This window comes from Streptomyces sp. NPDC043738 (genome assembly GCF_056436545.1).
In genome coordinates this window covers 98,301-115,730 of record NZ_JBWKCJ010000027.1, presented here as the reverse complement: position 1 = coordinate 115,730, position 17,430 = coordinate 98,301, and the positions used below count along the sequence as shown (strand labels likewise).

Annotated in this window: 16 protein-coding genes; 6 read left to right on the top strand and 10 right to left on the bottom strand. The window is 73.8% G+C overall.

Going from position 1 to position 17,430, the window contains the following annotated elements:
- The coding region (locus AC0680_RS29350; protein ID WP_478634556.1) for an Ig-like domain-containing protein at positions 1-585 on the bottom strand (585 nt) is incomplete at its 3' end.
- An 81-nt stretch (positions 586-666) separates the two neighbouring features.
- Positions 667-1,899, bottom strand: coding sequence for a CaiB/BaiF CoA transferase family protein (locus tag AC0680_RS29345; protein ID WP_478634553.1), 1,233 nt, complete (start codon positions 1,897-1,899; stop codon positions 667-669).
- Positions 1,900-2,152: 253 nt separating this feature from the next.
- On the opposite strand from AC0680_RS29345, the gene AC0680_RS29340 reads away from it, so the two are divergent.
- Positions 2,153-2,467: a hypothetical protein gene (locus AC0680_RS29340; RefSeq protein WP_478634549.1), complete on the top strand. Its 315-nt coding sequence runs from the start codon at positions 2,153-2,155 to the stop codon at positions 2,465-2,467.
- A gap of 40 nt (positions 2,468-2,507) precedes the next feature.
- On the opposite strand, the gene AC0680_RS29335 is transcribed toward AC0680_RS29340, so the two are convergent.
- Positions 2,508-2,990 (bottom strand): YIP1 family protein, encoded by a 483-nt coding sequence (locus AC0680_RS29335; protein ID WP_478634546.1) that lies wholly within the window; start codon positions 2,988-2,990, stop codon positions 2,508-2,510.
- A gap of 316 nt (positions 2,991-3,306) precedes the next feature.
- On the opposite strand from AC0680_RS29335, the gene AC0680_RS29330 reads away from it, so the two are divergent.
- Positions 3,307-4,017 (top strand): VIT1/CCC1 transporter family protein, encoded by a 711-nt coding sequence (locus AC0680_RS29330; RefSeq protein ID WP_478634578.1) that lies wholly within the window; start codon positions 3,307-3,309, stop codon positions 4,015-4,017.
- A gap of 16 nt (positions 4,018-4,033) precedes the next feature.
- Here the strand turns inward: AC0680_RS29330 and AC0680_RS29325 are convergent, their stop codons facing one another.
- From AC0680_RS29325 to AC0680_RS29310, 4 genes are all read right to left on the bottom strand, one after another.
- Complete coding sequence (locus tag AC0680_RS29325) at positions 4,034-5,140, bottom strand: P1 family peptidase (protein ID WP_478634543.1); 1,107 nt, start codon at positions 5,138-5,140, stop codon at positions 4,034-4,036.
- Positions 5,141-5,153: 13 nt separating this feature from the next.
- The gene (locus AC0680_RS29320) at positions 5,154-5,987 is read right to left on the bottom strand and encodes a L,D-transpeptidase family protein (protein ID WP_478634540.1); all 834 of its coding nucleotides are present in this window, start codon (positions 5,985-5,987) and stop codon (positions 5,154-5,156) included.
- Positions 5,988-6,409: 422 nt separating this feature from the next.
- Complete coding sequence (locus tag AC0680_RS29315) at positions 6,410-7,576, bottom strand: low temperature requirement protein A (protein ID WP_478634538.1); 1,167 nt, start codon at positions 7,574-7,576, stop codon at positions 6,410-6,412.
- 95 nt (positions 7,577-7,671) lie between these two features.
- On the bottom strand, positions 7,672-8,703 hold the full coding sequence (locus tag AC0680_RS29310; protein WP_478634535.1) for a methyltransferase: 1,032 nt from the start codon (positions 8,701-8,703) through the stop codon (positions 7,672-7,674).
- A gap of 203 nt (positions 8,704-8,906) precedes the next feature.
- Here AC0680_RS29310 and AC0680_RS29305 point away from each other — a divergent pair, with 203 nt between their 5' ends.
- The 3 genes from AC0680_RS29305 to AC0680_RS29295 all read left to right on the top strand — a co-directional run bounded on the left by AC0680_RS29305 (position 8,907) and on the right by AC0680_RS29295 (position 12,581).
- Positions 8,907-10,232, top strand: coding sequence for an amidohydrolase (locus AC0680_RS29305; protein ID WP_478634532.1), 1,326 nt, complete (start codon positions 8,907-8,909; stop codon positions 10,230-10,232).
- Between the two features lie 112 nt (positions 10,233-10,344).
- On the top strand, positions 10,345-11,412 hold the full coding sequence (locus tag AC0680_RS29300) for a MerR family transcriptional regulator (RefSeq protein WP_478634529.1): 1,068 nt from the start codon (positions 10,345-10,347) through the stop codon (positions 11,410-11,412).
- Between the two features lie 104 nt (positions 11,413-11,516).
- On the top strand, positions 11,517-12,581 hold the full coding sequence (locus tag AC0680_RS29295) for a hypothetical protein (protein ID WP_478634526.1): 1,065 nt from the start codon (positions 11,517-11,519) through the stop codon (positions 12,579-12,581).
- A gap of 21 nt (positions 12,582-12,602) precedes the next feature.
- On the opposite strand, the gene AC0680_RS29290 is transcribed toward AC0680_RS29295, so the two are convergent.
- The 3 genes from AC0680_RS29290 to AC0680_RS29280 all read right to left on the bottom strand — a co-directional run bounded on the left by AC0680_RS29290 (position 12,603) and on the right by AC0680_RS29280 (position 15,621).
- Positions 12,603-13,817 (bottom strand): NAD(P)/FAD-dependent oxidoreductase, encoded by a 1,215-nt coding sequence (locus AC0680_RS29290; RefSeq protein ID WP_478634524.1) that lies wholly within the window; start codon positions 13,815-13,817, stop codon positions 12,603-12,605.
- Positions 13,818-13,886: 69 nt separating this feature from the next.
- Positions 13,887-14,768 (bottom strand): sulfite exporter TauE/SafE family protein, encoded by an 882-nt coding sequence (locus AC0680_RS29285; protein WP_478634521.1) that lies wholly within the window; start codon positions 14,766-14,768, stop codon positions 13,887-13,889.
- Position 14,769: 1 nt separating this feature from the next.
- Positions 14,770-15,621 (bottom strand): GntR family transcriptional regulator, encoded by an 852-nt coding sequence (locus tag AC0680_RS29280; RefSeq protein ID WP_478634518.1) that lies wholly within the window; start codon positions 15,619-15,621, stop codon positions 14,770-14,772.
- 282 nt (positions 15,622-15,903) lie between these two features.
- Between AC0680_RS29280 and AC0680_RS29275 the strand changes: the two genes are divergently transcribed.
- Complete coding sequence (locus tag AC0680_RS29275; protein ID WP_478634515.1) at positions 15,904-17,421, top strand: rhodanese-like domain-containing protein; 1,518 nt, start codon at positions 15,904-15,906, stop codon at positions 17,419-17,421.
- Positions 17,422-17,430 lie beyond the last annotated feature (9 nt).

Here is a 17,430-nt window from a genome sequence, read left to right as displayed (position 1 = left end):
GACGGTCTTGCCGTTGTCGGGGGTGTAGGTGCCGATGAAGCTGTTGGCCGAGGAGACCGTCGTGAAGGTCGCGTTCTCGGTGGCCGAACGGCCCTTGGCGTCCTTGGCGTTCGCCACGATCTTGTACTTGGTGCCGCGCTCCAGCTGGACGCCGGGCTTCCAGGACTTGCCGTCGGACGATATGGCACCGGCCACGGTGGCCCCGGTGTCCGCGACGGTGAGCTTCACATCGGTCAACTTGCCGCCGGTGACCTTCACACCGGTGTCGTTGATGCTGGCGTCCGTCGCGCCGTCCTTCGAGGACACCGTGATCTTGGCGTCCGAGGCGTCCTTGGCGGCTGCGGCGTCCGCGCCCGCCTGGCCGTTCTTGCCGTCGTCGTGGCCGCCGGCCTCGGCGTCGCCACCACAGGCCGACAGGGCCAGCGCACCCGCCGCGAACAGGGCGGTCACAGCCAGCGTGCGGCGCATCCGACGAGTGCGGCGCGGCGCGCCCGGCGCCTGCTGCCCGTCTGACAGGAGCAGCTGGTGCGGGGTGCGGGACTGGGCGGGCGCGGGGTTGTCCGGCGATGTCACGAGCTGCTCCATACCAGGGTGTTGTGATTCCGTGCTGGTAAACAGCACCTACGGGCGGATTTGGTTGCGGACCGGGTGTTGTTGTGACGAAGGTCACATTCTCGGGGGTAGTGGAAGGTCGTCCGGTCCCGACAGCCAGGTTCGCAGCGGGGTGCCGTGTTCGTCCAGGCGGGGAGGCGCGGCGGGTTGGGTCACGGGGGTCGCCGAGAGGCGCAGCGGGCTGGTGATTTGGGGAATCCGGCCCTCGCCGACGGGGGTCACCGGGTCGAGCCCGAGCCGGGCCGCCAACTCCAGGGCCGCGGAGAGCGTGTTGACCGGGCCGCACGGAACCGACGCCGCGGCCAGTCGCCCGGCCCAGCCCTGCGGGGTGTCGGCCGCCAGCCGGTCTTCCAGTGCTTTGATCAGATCCGTCCGGTTGTGTACCCGGTCCTGATTGCGAGCGAACCGGACGTCTTCGGCGAGCTCCGGCGAACCCAGCGCCTCGGCCAGTGCCCGGAACTGACGGTCGTTCCCCACCGCCACCGCGAGCAGCTGCCCGTCCCGGCAGGCCAGCGTCTCGTACGGGGCGATGCTCGGATGGCGATTGCCCATCGGGACCGGATCGCGGCCGGTGGCCAGATGGCCGGACGCCTGGTTGACCAGCGACCCCAGCAGGGAGGAGAGCAGGTTCACCTCCACCAGCTGGCCCTGGCCGGTGCGGTCGCGGTGGCGCAGCGCGGCGAGGATTGCGGTGGCGGCGTCCTTCGCGGTCAGCACGTCCACCAGTGCCACGCCCGCCTTGAGCGGGGTGCCGCCGGGCTCGCCGGTGATGCTCATCAGGCCGCCGACGGCCTGCACGACGAAGTCGTAGCCGGGCAGGCGGGCGCCCGCGCCGGAGCCGAAACCGGTGATGGTGCAGTGCACCAGGCCCGGGTTGGCGGCGCGGGTGGCGGTGTGGTCCAGGCCGTACTTGGCGAGCGAGCCGGGGCGGAAGTTCTCGATCAGCACATCGGCCCGGCGGGCCAGCTCGCGGGCCGCGGCCGCGTCGTCCGGATCGCCGAGGTCCAGGGCGAGCCCGCGCTTGGAGCGGTTGGCGGCGTCGAAGTACGCGGCCGTCCCGTCGGCGGCGAACGGCGGGCCCCAGGCGCGGGTGTCGTCGCCGGTGCCCGGCCGCTCCACCTTGATCACCTCGGCGCCGAGGTCGGCGAGCGTGGCGGCGGCCAGCGGGCCGGCCAGTACGCGGCTGAAGTCGGCGACGAGGATGCCCTCCAGTGCGCGTGGCGGCGGCTCGGCGGACGGGGCGGCGGTGGGCGGCTCGGGGTGCGGACGGTGCGGCTGCTGCGGCACGTGCGTACTCCTGACGTCGCGGGCGAGGTGGTGCCATCGTCGGCGACGGCCGGTCCCGCGGGGAAGCCGCCGAGGTGTCCAACGGGCCGGGTGCGACCCTGCCGGGCCGGCCGTGTGCGGCGCCGGTAATGTGACGAAAAGTCATAGGAGATGCGTCACTTCGGGACTTAAGTCCCAAGATCCCCTGTCAAAAGTCCCGAGGTGTGGTGTCTACTGACACAAGCCCAGCGCCTCATCCGTCCGGGAGGACTGCATGCTTCCCTCCGCATCGATTCTGCAGCAGATCGGCCTCGGCGTGCTCTTCGCGTTGGCCGTGGCCTGGGTCGTGGTGATGACCAGACTGCTGCGCCGGGGGCGGTACGAGGCGGCGATGCGGCGGGACCGTCGGGAGATGCGGATGCGCTACGCGGTGCGCGACCGGGAAGAGCCGCCCACGGCGCCGGAGCTGCTCGGCTCGGTGCCGCGGCAGACCGGGGCGGCCGGCCCGCCGGCGGAGTGCGTGGAGCTCAGCGCCGCGGAGCGGGCGGCTTTCGAGGGGCTCGTCCGGCAGCTGTCCGGGCAGAGCTGAGCCGGGGCGGCCGGGTGCGTGCCGTGCGCGCCCCGGGTGCTCAGTGGATCGGACCCAGCCTCAGCAGCGCCAGCGCGGCCAGCATCTGCACCGACACCGACAGCGCGGACTTCCACGTCGGCAGATGGTGCTGGCCGCGTATGAGCAGCACCGCGAGGACGTAACCGAATCCCCAGGTGGTCCAGGTCGCGGCCTGGACGAAGGTGGCACCGGTCGGCAGCCAGGCGGCGATCGCCAGCCGCGGCAGGTCCGTCACCCAGAACAGCACGATGAACAGGCTCGCGGTCGGTGCGAAGCGGCCGCTGCCGCCGAGGGTGCGGGCTATGGCGTGGGTGACCACGCCCAGGGCGAGGCTGGCGGTCAGCACCCCGGCCTCGGCCAGTCCGACGAGCTGCAGCGCCTCGGTGCGGTCGGCCGCCCACTGGCCGGGGAACGCGTCCGTCGACACGACCCCGACAGCGCCGCTGATCAAGGACAGCAGTATCGCCGCGCTCCAGGCGCTGCGGTCCCGCGCCTCGTCCATGACGTCCACCGGCCGGTACCAGAGCCCGAGTATCAGCCGGTGCCACCACAACCGCCGACGCGGCGCCGGCTCGCGCGGCGCCGGCTGAAGGAGCGTGGGAGGCGGGGGCGGTGGAGGATGAGAGGGGGGTGGTGCGGACATAAGGCCGTTTCTACCACCGGCAGATGAGGGGCGCGGCGGGGGCGTCGGACGCGGGGACGGCCGCGTTGACGGCTGCCGGGGCGGGTCGACCGGGCAGGGGCGGGGCGAGCCGGGCGCCGTGCCGTCGCGTCGTGGGGAATGCTCCGCCGGGGAATGAGACGCTTTCCCGGTGACCATGCAGACACCGGAGCACGACGAAGCACACGGCGGCGGGCTCGGGAGCCGGCTCAACTGGCTGCGGGCCGCGGTACTCGGCGCCAACGACGGCATCGTCTCCACCGCCGGACTGGTCGTCGGTGTCGCCGGGGCGACCGACGCCCGCGGCACGTTGCTGACCGCCGGACTGGCGGGACTGCTGGCCGGGTCCATGTCGATGGCGGCCGGCGAGTACGTCTCGGTCTCCACCCAGCGGGATTCGGAGAAGGCCGCGCTCGCGCAGGAGAAGCGGGAGCTGGCGACCGAGCCGCAGGCGGAACTCATCGAGCTGACCGAGCTGTTGGCCGGCAAGGGACTGGAGCGCCAGCTCGCCCGGGAGGTCGCCGAGCAGCTGACCGAGCACGATGCGCTGCGCGCCCACGCGGAGGTCGAGCTGGGCATCGACCCCGACCAACTCACCAACCCCTGGCATGCGGCCGGCGCCAGCTTCCTCGCCTTCACCGCCGGGGCGCTGCTGCCGCTGCTGGCGATCGTGCTGCCGCCCGCCGCCCACCGGCTGTGGATCACCGTGCTCGCGGTGCTCGTCGCGCTCGCGCTGTGCGGCTGGAGCAGCGCCCGGCTGGGGGCCGCCCCGGCGGGCCGCGCGGTGCTGCGGAACGTGGGCGGCGGGGCGTTGGCGATGGCGGTCACGTACGCCGCGGGTTCGGCGCTGGGCGCGGTGGGGGTCTGAGGACGCTCGCCGCGGCTCAGCCGGCCGCGGCCTCGTACAGCTCCCGGTACGAGGGGAAGACGCCCCCGGGGCCATCCACCGACTCCGCCGCCAGGGCGGCGCGTACCACCGCGCGGGTCAGGACGTCCGCGCCGGCGGCCAGTACGGCGTTCAGCGCGCCGGCATCCGGATGGACACCGAACGCCGGGGTGGCGAGGGCCTCTTCGGAGGCGAGCGGGCGGGTGGCGGTGGACAGGGCGAAGACCGTGTCGCCGTCGGTGAGCAGATGGACCGGGCGGATGGCGCGGGCCAGGCCGTCGTGGGCGGTGCCGGCGAGCTTGTGGGCCTGGGCGCGGGTGAGGGCGGCGTCGGTGGCGACCACGGCGAGGGTGGTGTGGAGCGGCGGGTGCACGGACGCGGCCGCGCGGGCCCGGGACATCCGCCTGGCCTCGGCCAGGCGGCGCAGCGCGGCGGCATGCCGCTCCGGAGCGGGCAGGGTCACCGGGCCTTCGTACAGCAGGCCGTAGAGGGCGCCGGTGAGCGGGTCGGCGAGGGAGCCCGCGGCGTTGACGGCGGCGAGGGCGGCGACGGTGGTGCCGGAGGGCAGCACCGCGCTCGCGGTGCCGATGCCGCCCTTGAGGCCGCCGGCCACCGCGCCGGTGCCGGCGCCCGTGGTGCCCTGCGCGACCGGGGCGCCTGGGGAGGTGGCCGCCGCGGCCTCGACCGCGGCCCGGCCCAGCGCGGCGTCGGGGCGGGCCCGCCAGTCGCCGCCGCGGCCCAGGTCGAACAGCGCCGCGGCCGGGACGACCGGCACCACCTGGGCGGGGTCCGGTCCCACCCGGAAGCCGCGGCCCCGGTCCTCCAGCCACCCGGCGACACCGGACGCGGCATCGAGGCCGAAGGCGCTGCCGCCGGTCAGCACGACCGCGTCGACACGCTGGACCAGGTTGCGCGCATCCAGCGCGTCGGTCTCCCGGGTGCCGGGCCCGCCCCCGCGCACGTCGACGGCCGCGAGGGCGCCGCCCTCGGGGGCGAGCACGACGGTGGTGCCGGTCAGGGCGCCGTCACCGATCCGCTGGGCATGGCCGACCCGCAGGCCCGCGACGTCGGTCAGCGCGTCCTGCGGCCCCGTGGGGTACGGCACGGCGCCGGCCCGGTCAGTGATCGGCCGGCCCCATCACGATGACCGGGTGCAGCGCGGGGTCGAGGGTGCGCAGCAGCTCCCGCATCGCCTTGGGCTTGAGACTCACACAGCCCTGCGTGGGCCCGTCGTGGTCGACGTGCAGCCAGACGCCGCCGCCCTTGGCGTCGCCCATGGGGCGCCGGGGGTCCAGGGGGGACGCGCCGGACTCCCGGTTGTAGTTGATGGCGATGACGTAGTCGAAGGCGCCGGCCAGCGGCTCGCCCTCCACGCCGGTGCCGTCGGCGATGAAGCTGTCGTTGCGGTCGTAGGGGAGCTTGGTGCCGCCGGGGGCGGGCAGCCGGCCGCCGGCGTCGGTGAGGGTGTAGACGCCGATGGGTGAGCGCAGATCGCCGTAGCGGTGGTCGCTGGTCCAGCCGCGCGCGGCGTTGTGCGCGGACCAGGAGGGGCCCGGCTGCCAGTCGTTCGAGCCCTCCTCGCGGGTGTAGAGCACGACCCGGGACTGGAAGGAGTTCATGTCCTGGCCCGCGACGACCAGGACCTGCCGGGCGTTCGCCGGTATCCGCTTGCGGGCGGCGTCGCTCAGGCCGGGGATCGACCGATCGGCCGAAGCGTTCCGTGCGGCGTTCGGGGCGGATTTCGCCGCGACGGCGGGAGTGCGTGGCGTGTCCGGGCCGGACGCGGTCGTGGACGTGGTGCTCTTGGCGTCGGTCCTGCTGTCGTGGTCGTCGCCCGATGCCGGCCACGCCCACAGGGCGGTGCCGACCAGCGTGGAGAGGGCGAGACCGCCCACGGCCTTGCTGCGCCGGGACAGTCTCGTCCGCGCGCGGGACTGAGCGTGGCGGGCCATGGCTGACGTCTCCTAGAGGTGCGGGCGGCGGTCGTCCCCGGGGGCTTCCGTAAGAGGCTCCCTGTCATAAAAAGGGCAATCTGCACCCTACCGCGTCTGTGTCGGGGCGCCTCCGGAGGCCGTCGTGAGCGGCGGGGAACAAGAGGGCGACACCCCCGGAAGTGAGGTCCATTGGTGGGTAATTGACGCGGAATGGGGTAGCGGCCGGGTGCGGCCGTGCTGGTGAAGGCCCTCTTCGGGCCATGGCGGAAGATGGCTGAATCTGATGTGGGATCAGGGTGATCCCGGGGTCTGTACGGCCGTTCGGCACGCTTATGGGGGAAGGGCCGGGGCGTCCTTCCGCGGGCTCGCCCGGATCGGCGCCGGCCGGCTCGTCGAGACGGGTGACACGGCGGAGTACGGCCGGCCGTGCGCCGAAGCGGCTACGGCCGCGGCTCCGCCAGCGCGGTTCCCTGACGCGCCGTGAGGGTGACGCCCACGGCGACCGTGGCGGACGCCACCAGGCCGGCCGCCAGGACCGCCCACTGTCCGGCGAAGGTGCACGCCAGGACCAGCCCGGACGACACCGGCAGCACCAGCTGCTGGGCCGGGCCGCGCTTCTGGTGGCGGGAGTGGATCAGCCACACGGTGAACATGTACAGGGCGGCGGGCACGGTGACGCAGGCGGCCGCCGCGAACGGCGACAGATGCGCCTTGCCGAACGCCTCCTCCACCGCGATCTCGATGCCCGCGCCCACCGCGGCCGCCGAGCCGAAGACCAGGTAGTGGCCGTAGCCCCACAAAAACGCCTGGGTGTTCGAACGCAGATGGAGGTGGATGGGCACCGCGAAGTAGATCCAGTACGCGGCGAAGACCACCAGCAGCCCACCGCCCGCGATCGGCAGCAGGGTGCTCAGCTCACCGTTCTCGTCCAGCGCCGACTGCACGGCCACGGTGGCCGCCGCGATGGTCTCGCCGAGCACGATGATGGTGAACAGGCCGTAGCGCTCGGCGATGTGATGCGGATGCCAGGCCGTCTGCCGCTCGCGCTCGGCCCATACCGGGACGGCCAGCTCCATCAGGCCCACGACGACGAACACCCAGGGCAGCTCGTCCTGGGGCAGGACGAGCAGGCCCAGCCAGCCGACCTGGCACACCGTCACCCCGAGGGCGTAGCGCAGCGCGGTGCGCCGTTCGGCGCCGCGGCTGCCGTGGGCGGCCCGCAGCCACTGGGTGACCATGGCCAGCCGCATCACCAGATAGCCGAACCAGACGACGGTGAAGTCGCCGTGGTCGAACGCCCGCGGCACCCCGGCGGCCAGTACCAGCACCCCCGCCATCTGGACCAGCGTCACCACACGGTAGAGCGCGTCGTCGGTGTCGTACGCCGACGAGAACCAGCTGAAGTTCATCCACGCCCACCAGACGGCGAAGAAGAGCATCAGATAGCCGGTGATGCCGTGCCCCGGATGGCCCTCGGCCAGGGCGTGCGCCAGCTGGCCGCCGGCCTGCGCGACCGCCACGACGAAGCACAGGTCGAAGAAGAGCTCCAGCGGTGTGGCGGCGCGGTGCGCCTCCTCGCGGCTGCGGGCGCGCATGAGGACCGGCACCTGAGCTCCTCTCGTCGACCGGGGGCGGCGTGATCAGTAGAGCGCGGGCCGGGGGTGCCGCCAATGAGGGGAGCGGGTGTGTCGCGGGGCGGCCGTCATTCGGCGACGGCCTCCACGATCGACGGATAGGCCGCGGTCGGCAGCACCCGCGTCAGCCGGAAGCCGTTCGCACCCAGCAGCGTCGCGAACTCCTCGGCGGTGCGCTCCTGGGAGTCGAGGATCGCCATCATCGCGACGTCCAGGGTCTTGCCGAAGTGCGGGGCGTTGCCCGACGGCAGTACGGAGTCGACGACCAGCAGCTTGCTGCCCGTCGCCATGGCCGCGTGGCAGGAGCGCAGGATGCGCCGGCAGGCGTCGTCGGACCAGTCGTGAAGGATGTGCTTGAGGATGTAGACATCGCCGCCGGACGGCACGGAGGTGAAGAAGTCGCCCTCCTGGGTGCGCCAGCGCCCCTTCAGCTCGTCGCCGTCCAGAAGGTGGTCGGCCAGTGGCGGCGCCTGGTCGAAGAGCACCCCCGTCAGCTGGGGGTGGCGGCGCAGCACGTCGCGCAGCAGGCCGCCGCGGCCGCCGCCGACGTCCACGACCGTGCCGGTCTCGGGGAACGGGTACGCGGCGACCACCGCCTCGTCCACCGGACCGGAGATGGACGACATACCGCTGTCGAAGAGCGCGCGGGTGGCCGGATCCGACACCAGATGCTCGAAGAAGGGCGCCCCGAAGAGCCGCTCGAAGGCGGCGCCGCCGTGCTCCACCGCCTCCGGCATACCGGCCGACGCCTGCAGGAACATGGCGTCGGTCATCATCATGACGGCGGGGTGGAGCGACTGCGGGGCGTCCGTGCGCAGTGCCTCGGCGCTCGGCGTCAGCTGGAAGGCGCCCGCGGCGTCCTCCCGGAAGATGCCGCGGGTGGCGAGGTAGCGCAGTACGCGGCGCAGATGCGGGGCGTGGGTGCCGGTGGCGGCGGCGAGCTGCTCGACGGTGCGGGGGCCCTCGCCGAGATGGTCGGCGACGCGGTGGTGGGCGGCGGTGCGTAAGGCAGCGGAGAAGAGGTGGCCCATGGCGTGCTCCATCAGATGGGCCGAGATGTCATGGGGCTCGCCGGTCGGGTGGTGGGTGGAAGTGGCCAACGTCAGCCTCCGGTCGTCGACTTGGGGCCTGCTGATCGGCGGTCGCAGGCGGGGTGATCCACGGTTGCAGCCGGGGGCGGCGGTGTCACGGTGAGTGTGGTGACCAACCGCTAAGTTTGGCCAGCGGCCGGTGAGTCCGGCGCCCGGGGCCGGCCGCCGGCGGCCGCTCGATGGCGGGCGGCGCCTCATGGTCGAATGCGTGTATGAGCGACAGTGACACGTACGGAAAGACCGGACAGACCGCTACGACCGCAGAGCGCGCCACGACCGCGGAGGCGTCCGCGCCCGCCGCCGTCCTCGCCCCGCTCGACGACCGCCTCACGGACCTCGTCGCCCTCTACGAAGACCTCCACCGCCACCCCGAACTCGGCTTCCAGGAGACCCGTACCGCCGCCGAAGCCGCCCGCCGGCTGGCCGACCACGGCTACGAGGTCACCACCGGCATCGCCCGGACCGGCGTCGTCGGGGTACTGCGCAACGGCCCGGGCCCGGTGGTCCTGCTGCGGGCCGACATGGACGCGCTGCCCGTCACCGAGAACTCCGGCCTGGACTACGCCTCCACGGTCCCCGGCCTGATGCACGCCTGCGGCCACGACGTGCACGTCACCTGTCTGCTGGGCGCCGCGGACCTGCTCGCCGCCGGCCGGGAGCACTGGTCCGGCACGCTGATCGCGCTCTTCCAGCCCGCCGAGGAGGTCGGCAGCGGCGCCCGCGCCATGGTCGACGCCGGGCTCTACAGCAAGGGCCTGGTCCCCACCCCCGACGTGGTGCTGGCCCAGCACGTCGCCCCGTTCGGCGCCGGGCTGATCGCGTACTGCCCCGGCGCCTGCATGGCCGCCGCCGACAGCCTGGAGATCACCTTCCACGGCACCGGCGGCCACGGCTCACGTCCCGAGACCACCGTCGACCCGATCCTGATGGCGGCGTCCTTCGTCCAGCGGGTGCAGTCCGTGGTGGCCCGCGAGGTCGCCCCCAAGGACCGGGTGGTGGTCACCGTCGGCTCCTTCCACGCCGGGGACACCGCCAACGTCATCCCAGACCGGGCCGTCGTACGGCTCAGCGTCCGCACCTTCGACGAGACCGTACGCACCGCCGTACTGGCCGCTGTCGACCGCATCGCCCGCGCCGAGGCCACCGCCTCCGGCGCGAGCCGCGCACCCGAGACCGAGCTGCTGGACTCCTTCCCGGTCACCGTCAACGACGCGGCGACCCTGCGCGGCGTCAACGCGGAGTTCACCCGACTCTTCGGCGAGCAGCGGCTGTTCGCCTACGAACCGGCGACCGGCAGCGAGGACGCCGGCCTCCTGGCGACCGCCGCCGGGGCGCCCCTCTACTACTGGTGGCTGGGCGGCTGGGACCCCGAGGAGTTCCGGACGGCCCTGGCCGCCGGGCGGCTGGCCCAGGACATCCCCTCCAACCACTCACCGCACTTCGTCCCGGTGGTCCGGCCGACCCTCACCATGGGCGTCGAAGCGCTGACCGCGGCGGCACTGAACCAGTTCGCCCCGGGGGCGGTACCGACTGGTTGACCTTGTCCCTGGGGAAGGCCCCAGCATCGGCGGTGCCGGGCCCCGAGCGCCCGGTACGAGGAAGCGGGCGAACGGCCGGACGGGCCGACCGGGCCCAGGAGGAGCACGCCACATGGCCGCCGAACTGCTGACCATCGGAGCGTTCGCACGCGCCTGTCGGCTCTCGCCCAAGGCACTGCGCCTCTACGACGAACTCGGTCTGCTGCGTCCGGCCCACGTGGACCCGGTCAACGGCTACCGCCACTACGCCCCGGCCCAGCTGGAGCGGGCCCGGCTCGTCGCCTGGCTGCGCCGGCTCGGCATGCCGCTGGCCCGCGTCCGCGAGGTGTGCGAACTGACCGGGGCCGCGGCGGCCGAGGCGGTCGCCGCGTACTGGGCCCAGGTCGAGGCCGACACCGCCGCGCGCCGTGAACTGGCCGCCTTCCTCGTCGATCAGCTGCACCGGAAGGACACCGTCATGACCACTTCACCCGCCCTGACCCTGCGCTGCGCCGCCCGCACCGACCGGGGGCTGGTCCGCGCGGCCGACCAGGACGCCGCCCACGCGGGACCGCGGCTGCTCGCGGTGGCCGACGGCTTCGGCGCGAGCGGCGGCCAGGCGGCGGCCGCCGCGATAGCGGAGCTGAGGGCCCTGGAGGACGTGGAACGGGCCTGGACGGACCCGCTCACCGCGCTGGAGGAGGCCGCCCAGCGCGCCAACCGCGCCGCCCCGTCGGCGGATGAGGCGACGGGCAGCACCCTGACCGCCCTGCTGCTGTCGGGCTCGCAGCTGGCGCTGCTGCACATCGGCGACTCCCGCGCCTACGTCCTGCGCGACTCCGGCCTGTTCCGCATCACCCACGACCACAGCCTGGTGCAGTCCCTGGTCGACCAGGGCCGGCTCGCGCCCGAGGAGGCACCGTCGCACCCGCAGCGCGCACAGCTGCTGCGGGCGCTCGACGGGGGACCGGAGTTCGCCCCCGACCTGCAGTTGCTGCAGGCGCGGCCCGGCGAGCGGTACCTGCTGTGCACCGACGGGCTGTCCGGGGTGGTGCCGACCGAGGCGATCTCGGATGTGCTGACCGCGGCCGCCGACCCCGACCAGGCCGTACGGGACCTGATCGGGCTCGCCCACCGGGCCGGCGCACCGGACAACATCGGCTGCGTCGTCGCGGACGTGGCCGCTCTGGACGAGGGCTGAGACACCCCGGGGGAAGGCCCGGCCGATCGGCGCGGCAGCCGCAAAAGCCCTTGGCCCTTGATCACCGATCCGGGACAATCCGCATGTCGGGGCGGGGAGGGTGTATGACGGTGTTCGTGTGTGCGGGATGCGACGCCGTGTTGAGCGCCCCGGTGTCGCAGGTCGCGCTGCCCGTCCACGCCCACCAGAAGTGGGGGAACGGCGTACTGCTGCCGGTCCTCATGGAGTCGGGCACCTACGCCGTGGACCCGCAGCCCTGGGGGCCGCCATGGCGGCGGTGGAGCGGGGCCGGGGCGGACGAGGCGGCCGCCCGCGGCGTGTTCGCGCCGGTGTACGCCCTGTCCTACGGCGCTCCGGGAGCGATCGCCGTCGCGCCCGGTGACACCCGCGGCACCGTCCTGATCCCGGATCGATGCGGCGGCTACTGCTGTGGACTGGACGGCCGCGACGGCCCGAACCTCGCGTGCGAGCGGTGCGGACGGGCCGTGGCGACCCGCGTCGACGACTGCTCGCTGTGGCAGGCGGTGTGGTTCGCCCCGGACGCCGTACGCGGCCTGCCCGCCGACGGGCCGGCCGCCGGGACGGCCGGCTGGGCGGCGGCGGTGCGGGAGCGGCAGGGACCGCCGCCGGTCGACCAGTCCGGGCAGTGGAGCCCGCAGTGGGAGGCGGCTGCCGGAGCGGGACTGGCGCATCTGCTGGCGGCCTCGTCGGGGACACCCGTGAACGTCCCCGACGGCCTTCTCCGGGACCTGTTCGGCCGCGCCCTCGACGCACTGCTGCCGGCCGGGGCGGCGTCGAAGACCCTGGCACTGGCCGGACCCGGCCTGCCCGTGCCGGATCCCGCCCCCGACATCGTCCTGGTGCCCCGCCACCCGCGGACGGGGGACCCCTGGCAGCCCTCCGGCACCGTCAGGGCCGTGCCGCTGCCCGCCGAGGTGTGGGCGTACCTGGCCTTCCCCCGCGAACGGCTGCCGGTCCCGGCGACCGGCGGGCTGCCGGACGGAGTCCTGCGCGACGATCCACTGCCGATGCGTCCATGGCGGCCGTTGTGGCCGGACCGGGAGATCCTCCTCGACACGCTGGCACGGCTACCCGCCGTCCGGCAGCCGTGGCTGCGCGGCATCTACGACCGGGTGCGGGACCGCCGCTCCTACCCTCACCTGTTCTAGGCGCCCCAGGGGGTGTCCGCCTCAGGCGATGCCCTTCAGCATCCCCTTGAAGTACAGCTGCGGCAGGCCGTAACGCTTGAGGAACCACATGTCGGTGCGCTCGCGCGTGGTGTCGAGGAAGGGGATGGAGGGGGCCGGCCGCAGGTCGTAGTCGAATTCGGCGAGCAGCATCTTGTGGCGGGCGGTGACCAGGGGGCAGGAGGTGTAGCCGTCGTAGTGGGCGGTGGCGGGGAGCCCGCGCAGACCGGCAAGGAGGTTGGCGATGACGACCGGGGCCTGCTTGCGGATCGCCGCGCCCGTCTTGGAGGTGGGCAGGTTGGCGACATCGCCGAGTACGAACACCTCGGGGAAGTCGGGGTGTTGGAGGGTCTGCCGGTCGGCCTTGACGTACCCGTAGGGGGAGTCGGGGTCGGCGAGCGGGCCGTTCGCCAGCCACTCGGGGGCGCGCTGCGGCGGTACGGCGTGCAGGAGGTCGTAGTGGACGGTCTCGGCCTCACCGGTGGCGTGATCGGTGATCACCGCCGTGCGTGCCGCGCCGTCCAGGCTGGTCATCTCGGAGCGCAGGCGTACCTCGATGCCGTACCGCCGGGCGGTCTCCTCCAGCGCGCGATTGAAGACCGGCACCTTGAACATGGCGGGCTCCGGGAGCACCAGGATGGTGCGGATGGCGCCCAGTACACCGCGCTTGCGCCAGTGGTCGGCCGCCAGATACGCGATCTTCTGCGGGGCTCCGCCGCACTTCACCGGCCCGGACGGCATGGTGAACAGCGCGGTGCCGCGGCGCGTCCGGCGGATCACGTCCCAGGTGAGCGGGGCGAGGTCGGGGCGGTAGTTGCTGGTCACGCCGCCGTGCCCGAGGGCCGCGGCCAGGCCGGGCACGCCGTCCCAGTCGAGCCGCAGGCCGGGCGCCAGGACCAGCCGTTCGTAGGACAGGACCCGGCCGGAGGCGGTGGTGACCGTACGGGCGGCCGGATCGACGGCGGTGGCCCGTTCGCGCAGCCAGCGCACACCGGGCGGGATGACCTCCGCCTCGGTGCGCAGCGCGGCGCGCAGCGGGGCCTGGCCGCCGCCCACCAGCGTCCACAGCGGCTGGTACCAGTGCGTCTCGGAGGGCTCCAGCAGCGCGATGTCCCGGATGCCGGCGCGGCGTAAGCGGGCGGCGACGGTGATGCCCGCGGTGCCGCCGCCGACGATCACCACGTGGTGGTGGGCCTGGGCTGCGGTGGGGGACTTCATGCGGTACCTCCTGGTGTTCGGCCCGGAGTGCCGGGACGGTGGCTTCGGTGGTCGGTTCTTGACGGTCGGTCAGAGGCGGGGGACGGCGGTGGCCGCCATGACGACGGCGACGACGGTGACGAGGGACGCGAAGGCGGTGGCCAGCGTCTGCGGGCGCAGGCGCGCGGTGAGGCGCGGGCCGAGGTGGCTGCCGATCGCCGCGCAGGCCGCGAAGCCGGCCAGCAGCGGCCAGTCCAGGGCGATCGTGCCGGCCCGGGTGCCCAGCGCGGTGAGCGAGTTGATCAGGACGACGAGGAGCGAGGTGCCGATGGCGACCGGCATCTCCAGGCCCAGGACCAGGGTGAGGGCGGGGACGACGACAAAGCCTCCGCCGACTCCGAAGAAGCCGGTGAGCAGCCCTATGGCGGAGGCGGTGGCGGCGACCCGGGAGACCCTTGCGGGGGTCCGTCGTACGGGATCCGGGCTGGCGGCGTCCCGTACGGGGGCCGGTATGGCGCCGTCCCGTACGGGGCCCCCTGAGGAAGTGGCGGCCGTCGGGGCCCCCGTTGCGCCTTCCGCCGGGGTACCGGTCGTGCGCCGCTCGCGCAGCGCCCGCCGCGTCAGCATCGCCGCCACCACGAGCATCAGCCCCGCGAACGCCGCCATAAGGACGCTGGGCGGCAGCGCCGCGCTCCACCGGGAGCCGAGGTAGCTGCCGGCCGTACCCAGTACGCCCACGGCGGCGCCGGCCGCCCAGCGGACCCGGCGGGCGCGGGCATGGCAGACGAGTCCGGTCACCGCGCCGACCGTGACGACGACCAGCGCGCCCGCGGTCGCCTCGTGCGGAGACTGCCCCAGCAGATACACCAGCGCGGGCACCGCCAGCACCGAACCGCCGCCGCCCAGCGCCCCCAGCAGCAGCCCTATCAGCAGCCCGCACGGCAGCGCCGCGACGGCTAAGAGGACGGACACGCTACGCGGACGGACAGGAAGCCGGGGACGGATACCCGTCCGGGGACGGGACGGCGGCGCGTGGCGCGAGGGCGACGTTGCGGCTGTCGTCCGACCACTCCGCGACGAAGGTGAACCGGTCGCCGCGGACCACCGTCTCCCGCCACTCCACCGGCCGCTCCCCGGCCCGGCCCAGCCGCTCGATGGCGAACGCCGCCTCCCGGTCGGCCAGCCCCAGCAGCCACGCCTGCCGGATGTCCGGCAGGAACGGCTGGATCCGCTCCCGGCCGCCGGTGACCTTCACCGAGCAGCGCCGCGACAGCTCACCGTAGAGCGAGGTGTGCCCGAAGTCGGCCTCCAGCAGCGGCTCGGCGATCTCGGCGGGCAGATAGGCGGTGTCGTGGGCGAGCGGTTCGCCGTCCGCGAGCCGCAGCCGCTCCAGTACGACCAGCGGTGCGTCCGGGATCAGCCCCAGATGTCCGGCGACCGTCGCGTCCGCGGTCCGCTCCAGCCGCAGCACCTCGCTGCGCTGCTCGACACCCTGGCCCTCCAGCTCACGAAAGAGGCTGTAGAGCGAGCCCAGCGGCTGCTGTATGCGGCGGGTGTCCAGCCTGCTGGCGCGGCCGCGTTCGGCGATCACCAGGCCGTCGGCGCGCAGTTTGCGCAGTGCCTCGCGGACGGTGTGCCGGCTCACCGCGTACTCGCCGGTGAGCCGGTGCTCGGCCGGGAACTCGTCGGTGAACGCACCGGCTGCCATCCGGCGGCGCAGATCGTCGAAGAGCTGCGCCCAGAGGGGGAGCGGTGAGCGTCGGTCCAGGGGGCGCGGTCCGTGCCCGCCGGTGGCGGCGCCGTCCGGTGGCGGCTCGGTCGTCATGGTGGCTCCTCCGGAACGTACGGGTGGGTGCGCTGATGAGGTCTCGAACGTCTCGTCAGCTGACACCACATCGGACTGAGGTGGCGTCAAGCCGACGCGGGGTACGGGCTGATGCGAGGGGAGGTGCTGGATGGCCTGGGGAGCCACCCCCCGCTTGTCCCCCGCCGACCCGGCTCCTTAATGTACGTACATCCGCGCATCCGCACAACGCGATCCACCCACACCCGCCCAAGCGGACTCCGCCCCCACGCCCGGCGTCCGCCCGCTCCCTGGAGGCCGACCGTGCACTTCGCCCAGTACTACCTCGACTGCCTCTCCCAGGCGTCGTACCTGATCGGCGACCGGACCACCGGACGCGCCGTCCTCGTCGACCCGCGCCGCGACATCGACGACTACCTGCACGACGCGGAGGCCGCCGGCCTGCGCATCGAACTCGTCATCGAGACGCACATCCACGCCGACTTCCTCTCCGGTCACCTCGAGATCGCACGGGCCACCGGCGCCACCATCGCCTTCGGGGAGGCCGCCGAAACCGGCTTCCCCATCAGGCGGTTACGGGACGGCGAGCGCATACGGCTGGGGGCCGGGGAGGGCGAGGCGAGCACCGAAGGGGTCACACTCACCGTCCTCGCCACTCCCGGCCACACCATGGAGTCCATCTGCCTGGTCGTCCACGAACACCCCGACGACGAGGTGCCGTTCGGGGTGCTCACCGGCGACACCCTCTTCGTCGGCGATGTCGGACGCCCCGATCTGCTCTCGGCGGCCGGCCACTCCCCGGAGGACATGGCCCGGCGACTGCACGACTCCCTGCACACCAAACTCATGGTTCTCCCGGACGCGACCCGGGTCTTCCCCGCACACGGCGCAGGCTCGGCCTGCGGCCGGAGCCTGTCCACCGAGACCAGCTCCACCATCGGCGACCAGCGCCGCCTCAACTACGCCCTACAGCCCATGCCGAAGGACGCGTTCGTCCGGCTGGTCACCGCGGGGCAGCCCGCCACCCCCGGCTACTTCGCGCACGATGCGGCACTCAACCGGGACGGCCACCCCCTCCTGGAGGCCGCCCCGCTGCCCGCCCTCACCCTGGAGCAGGCGCTCGCGGCCCGCGACCAGCGGGGCGCAGCCCTCCTCGACTGTCGCCCGCCGGCCGCGTACACCCGTGCGCATCTGGCCGGATCGCTGCATACGAGCCTGGATACCCGGTTCGCGGAGTACGCCGGCAGCGTGGTTCCCCCGGGCACCCCGATCGTGCTGCTCGCCGACCCCGGCAAGGAGCAGGAGGCCCGCCTTCGCCTGGCCCGTATCGGCTATGACCGCGTCCTCGGCCATCTGCCCGACCCCGCCGCCGTATTGGACGGTGCGTCCGCGTCCGCCCTGGTCCGGCAGAGCCGTCGCATCCGCCCCGAGGAACTGCTCTTGGAGGCAGACGGCCCGAGCGGTGATCGGGCGCTCGGCGCGGAGGAGGACGACGGCAGCGGCGCGGAGCAGAAGGTGCCCGATGACGCCCGGGTGGCCGACGCGGCGGCGTCGCCCGACGGCCGGGTGTCGCGCGCCCAGCTGGTCGACGTCCGCAATCCCGCCGAGTACGCGGCGGGCGCCCTCCCCGGCGCCCACAGCATCCCGTTGGCCGGCCTCACCGACCGGCTCGCCGAACTGGACCCGTCGCGCCCGGTCGTCCTCTACTGCCGCAGCGGGAACCGGTCGGTGATCGCGGCGGCGCTGCTGGAGTCGCACGGGTTCGGGGACGTGTGCGATGTGGTGGGCGGGTACGAGGCGGTGGCCGCGGGGAGGCGCTGAACGCCCGCA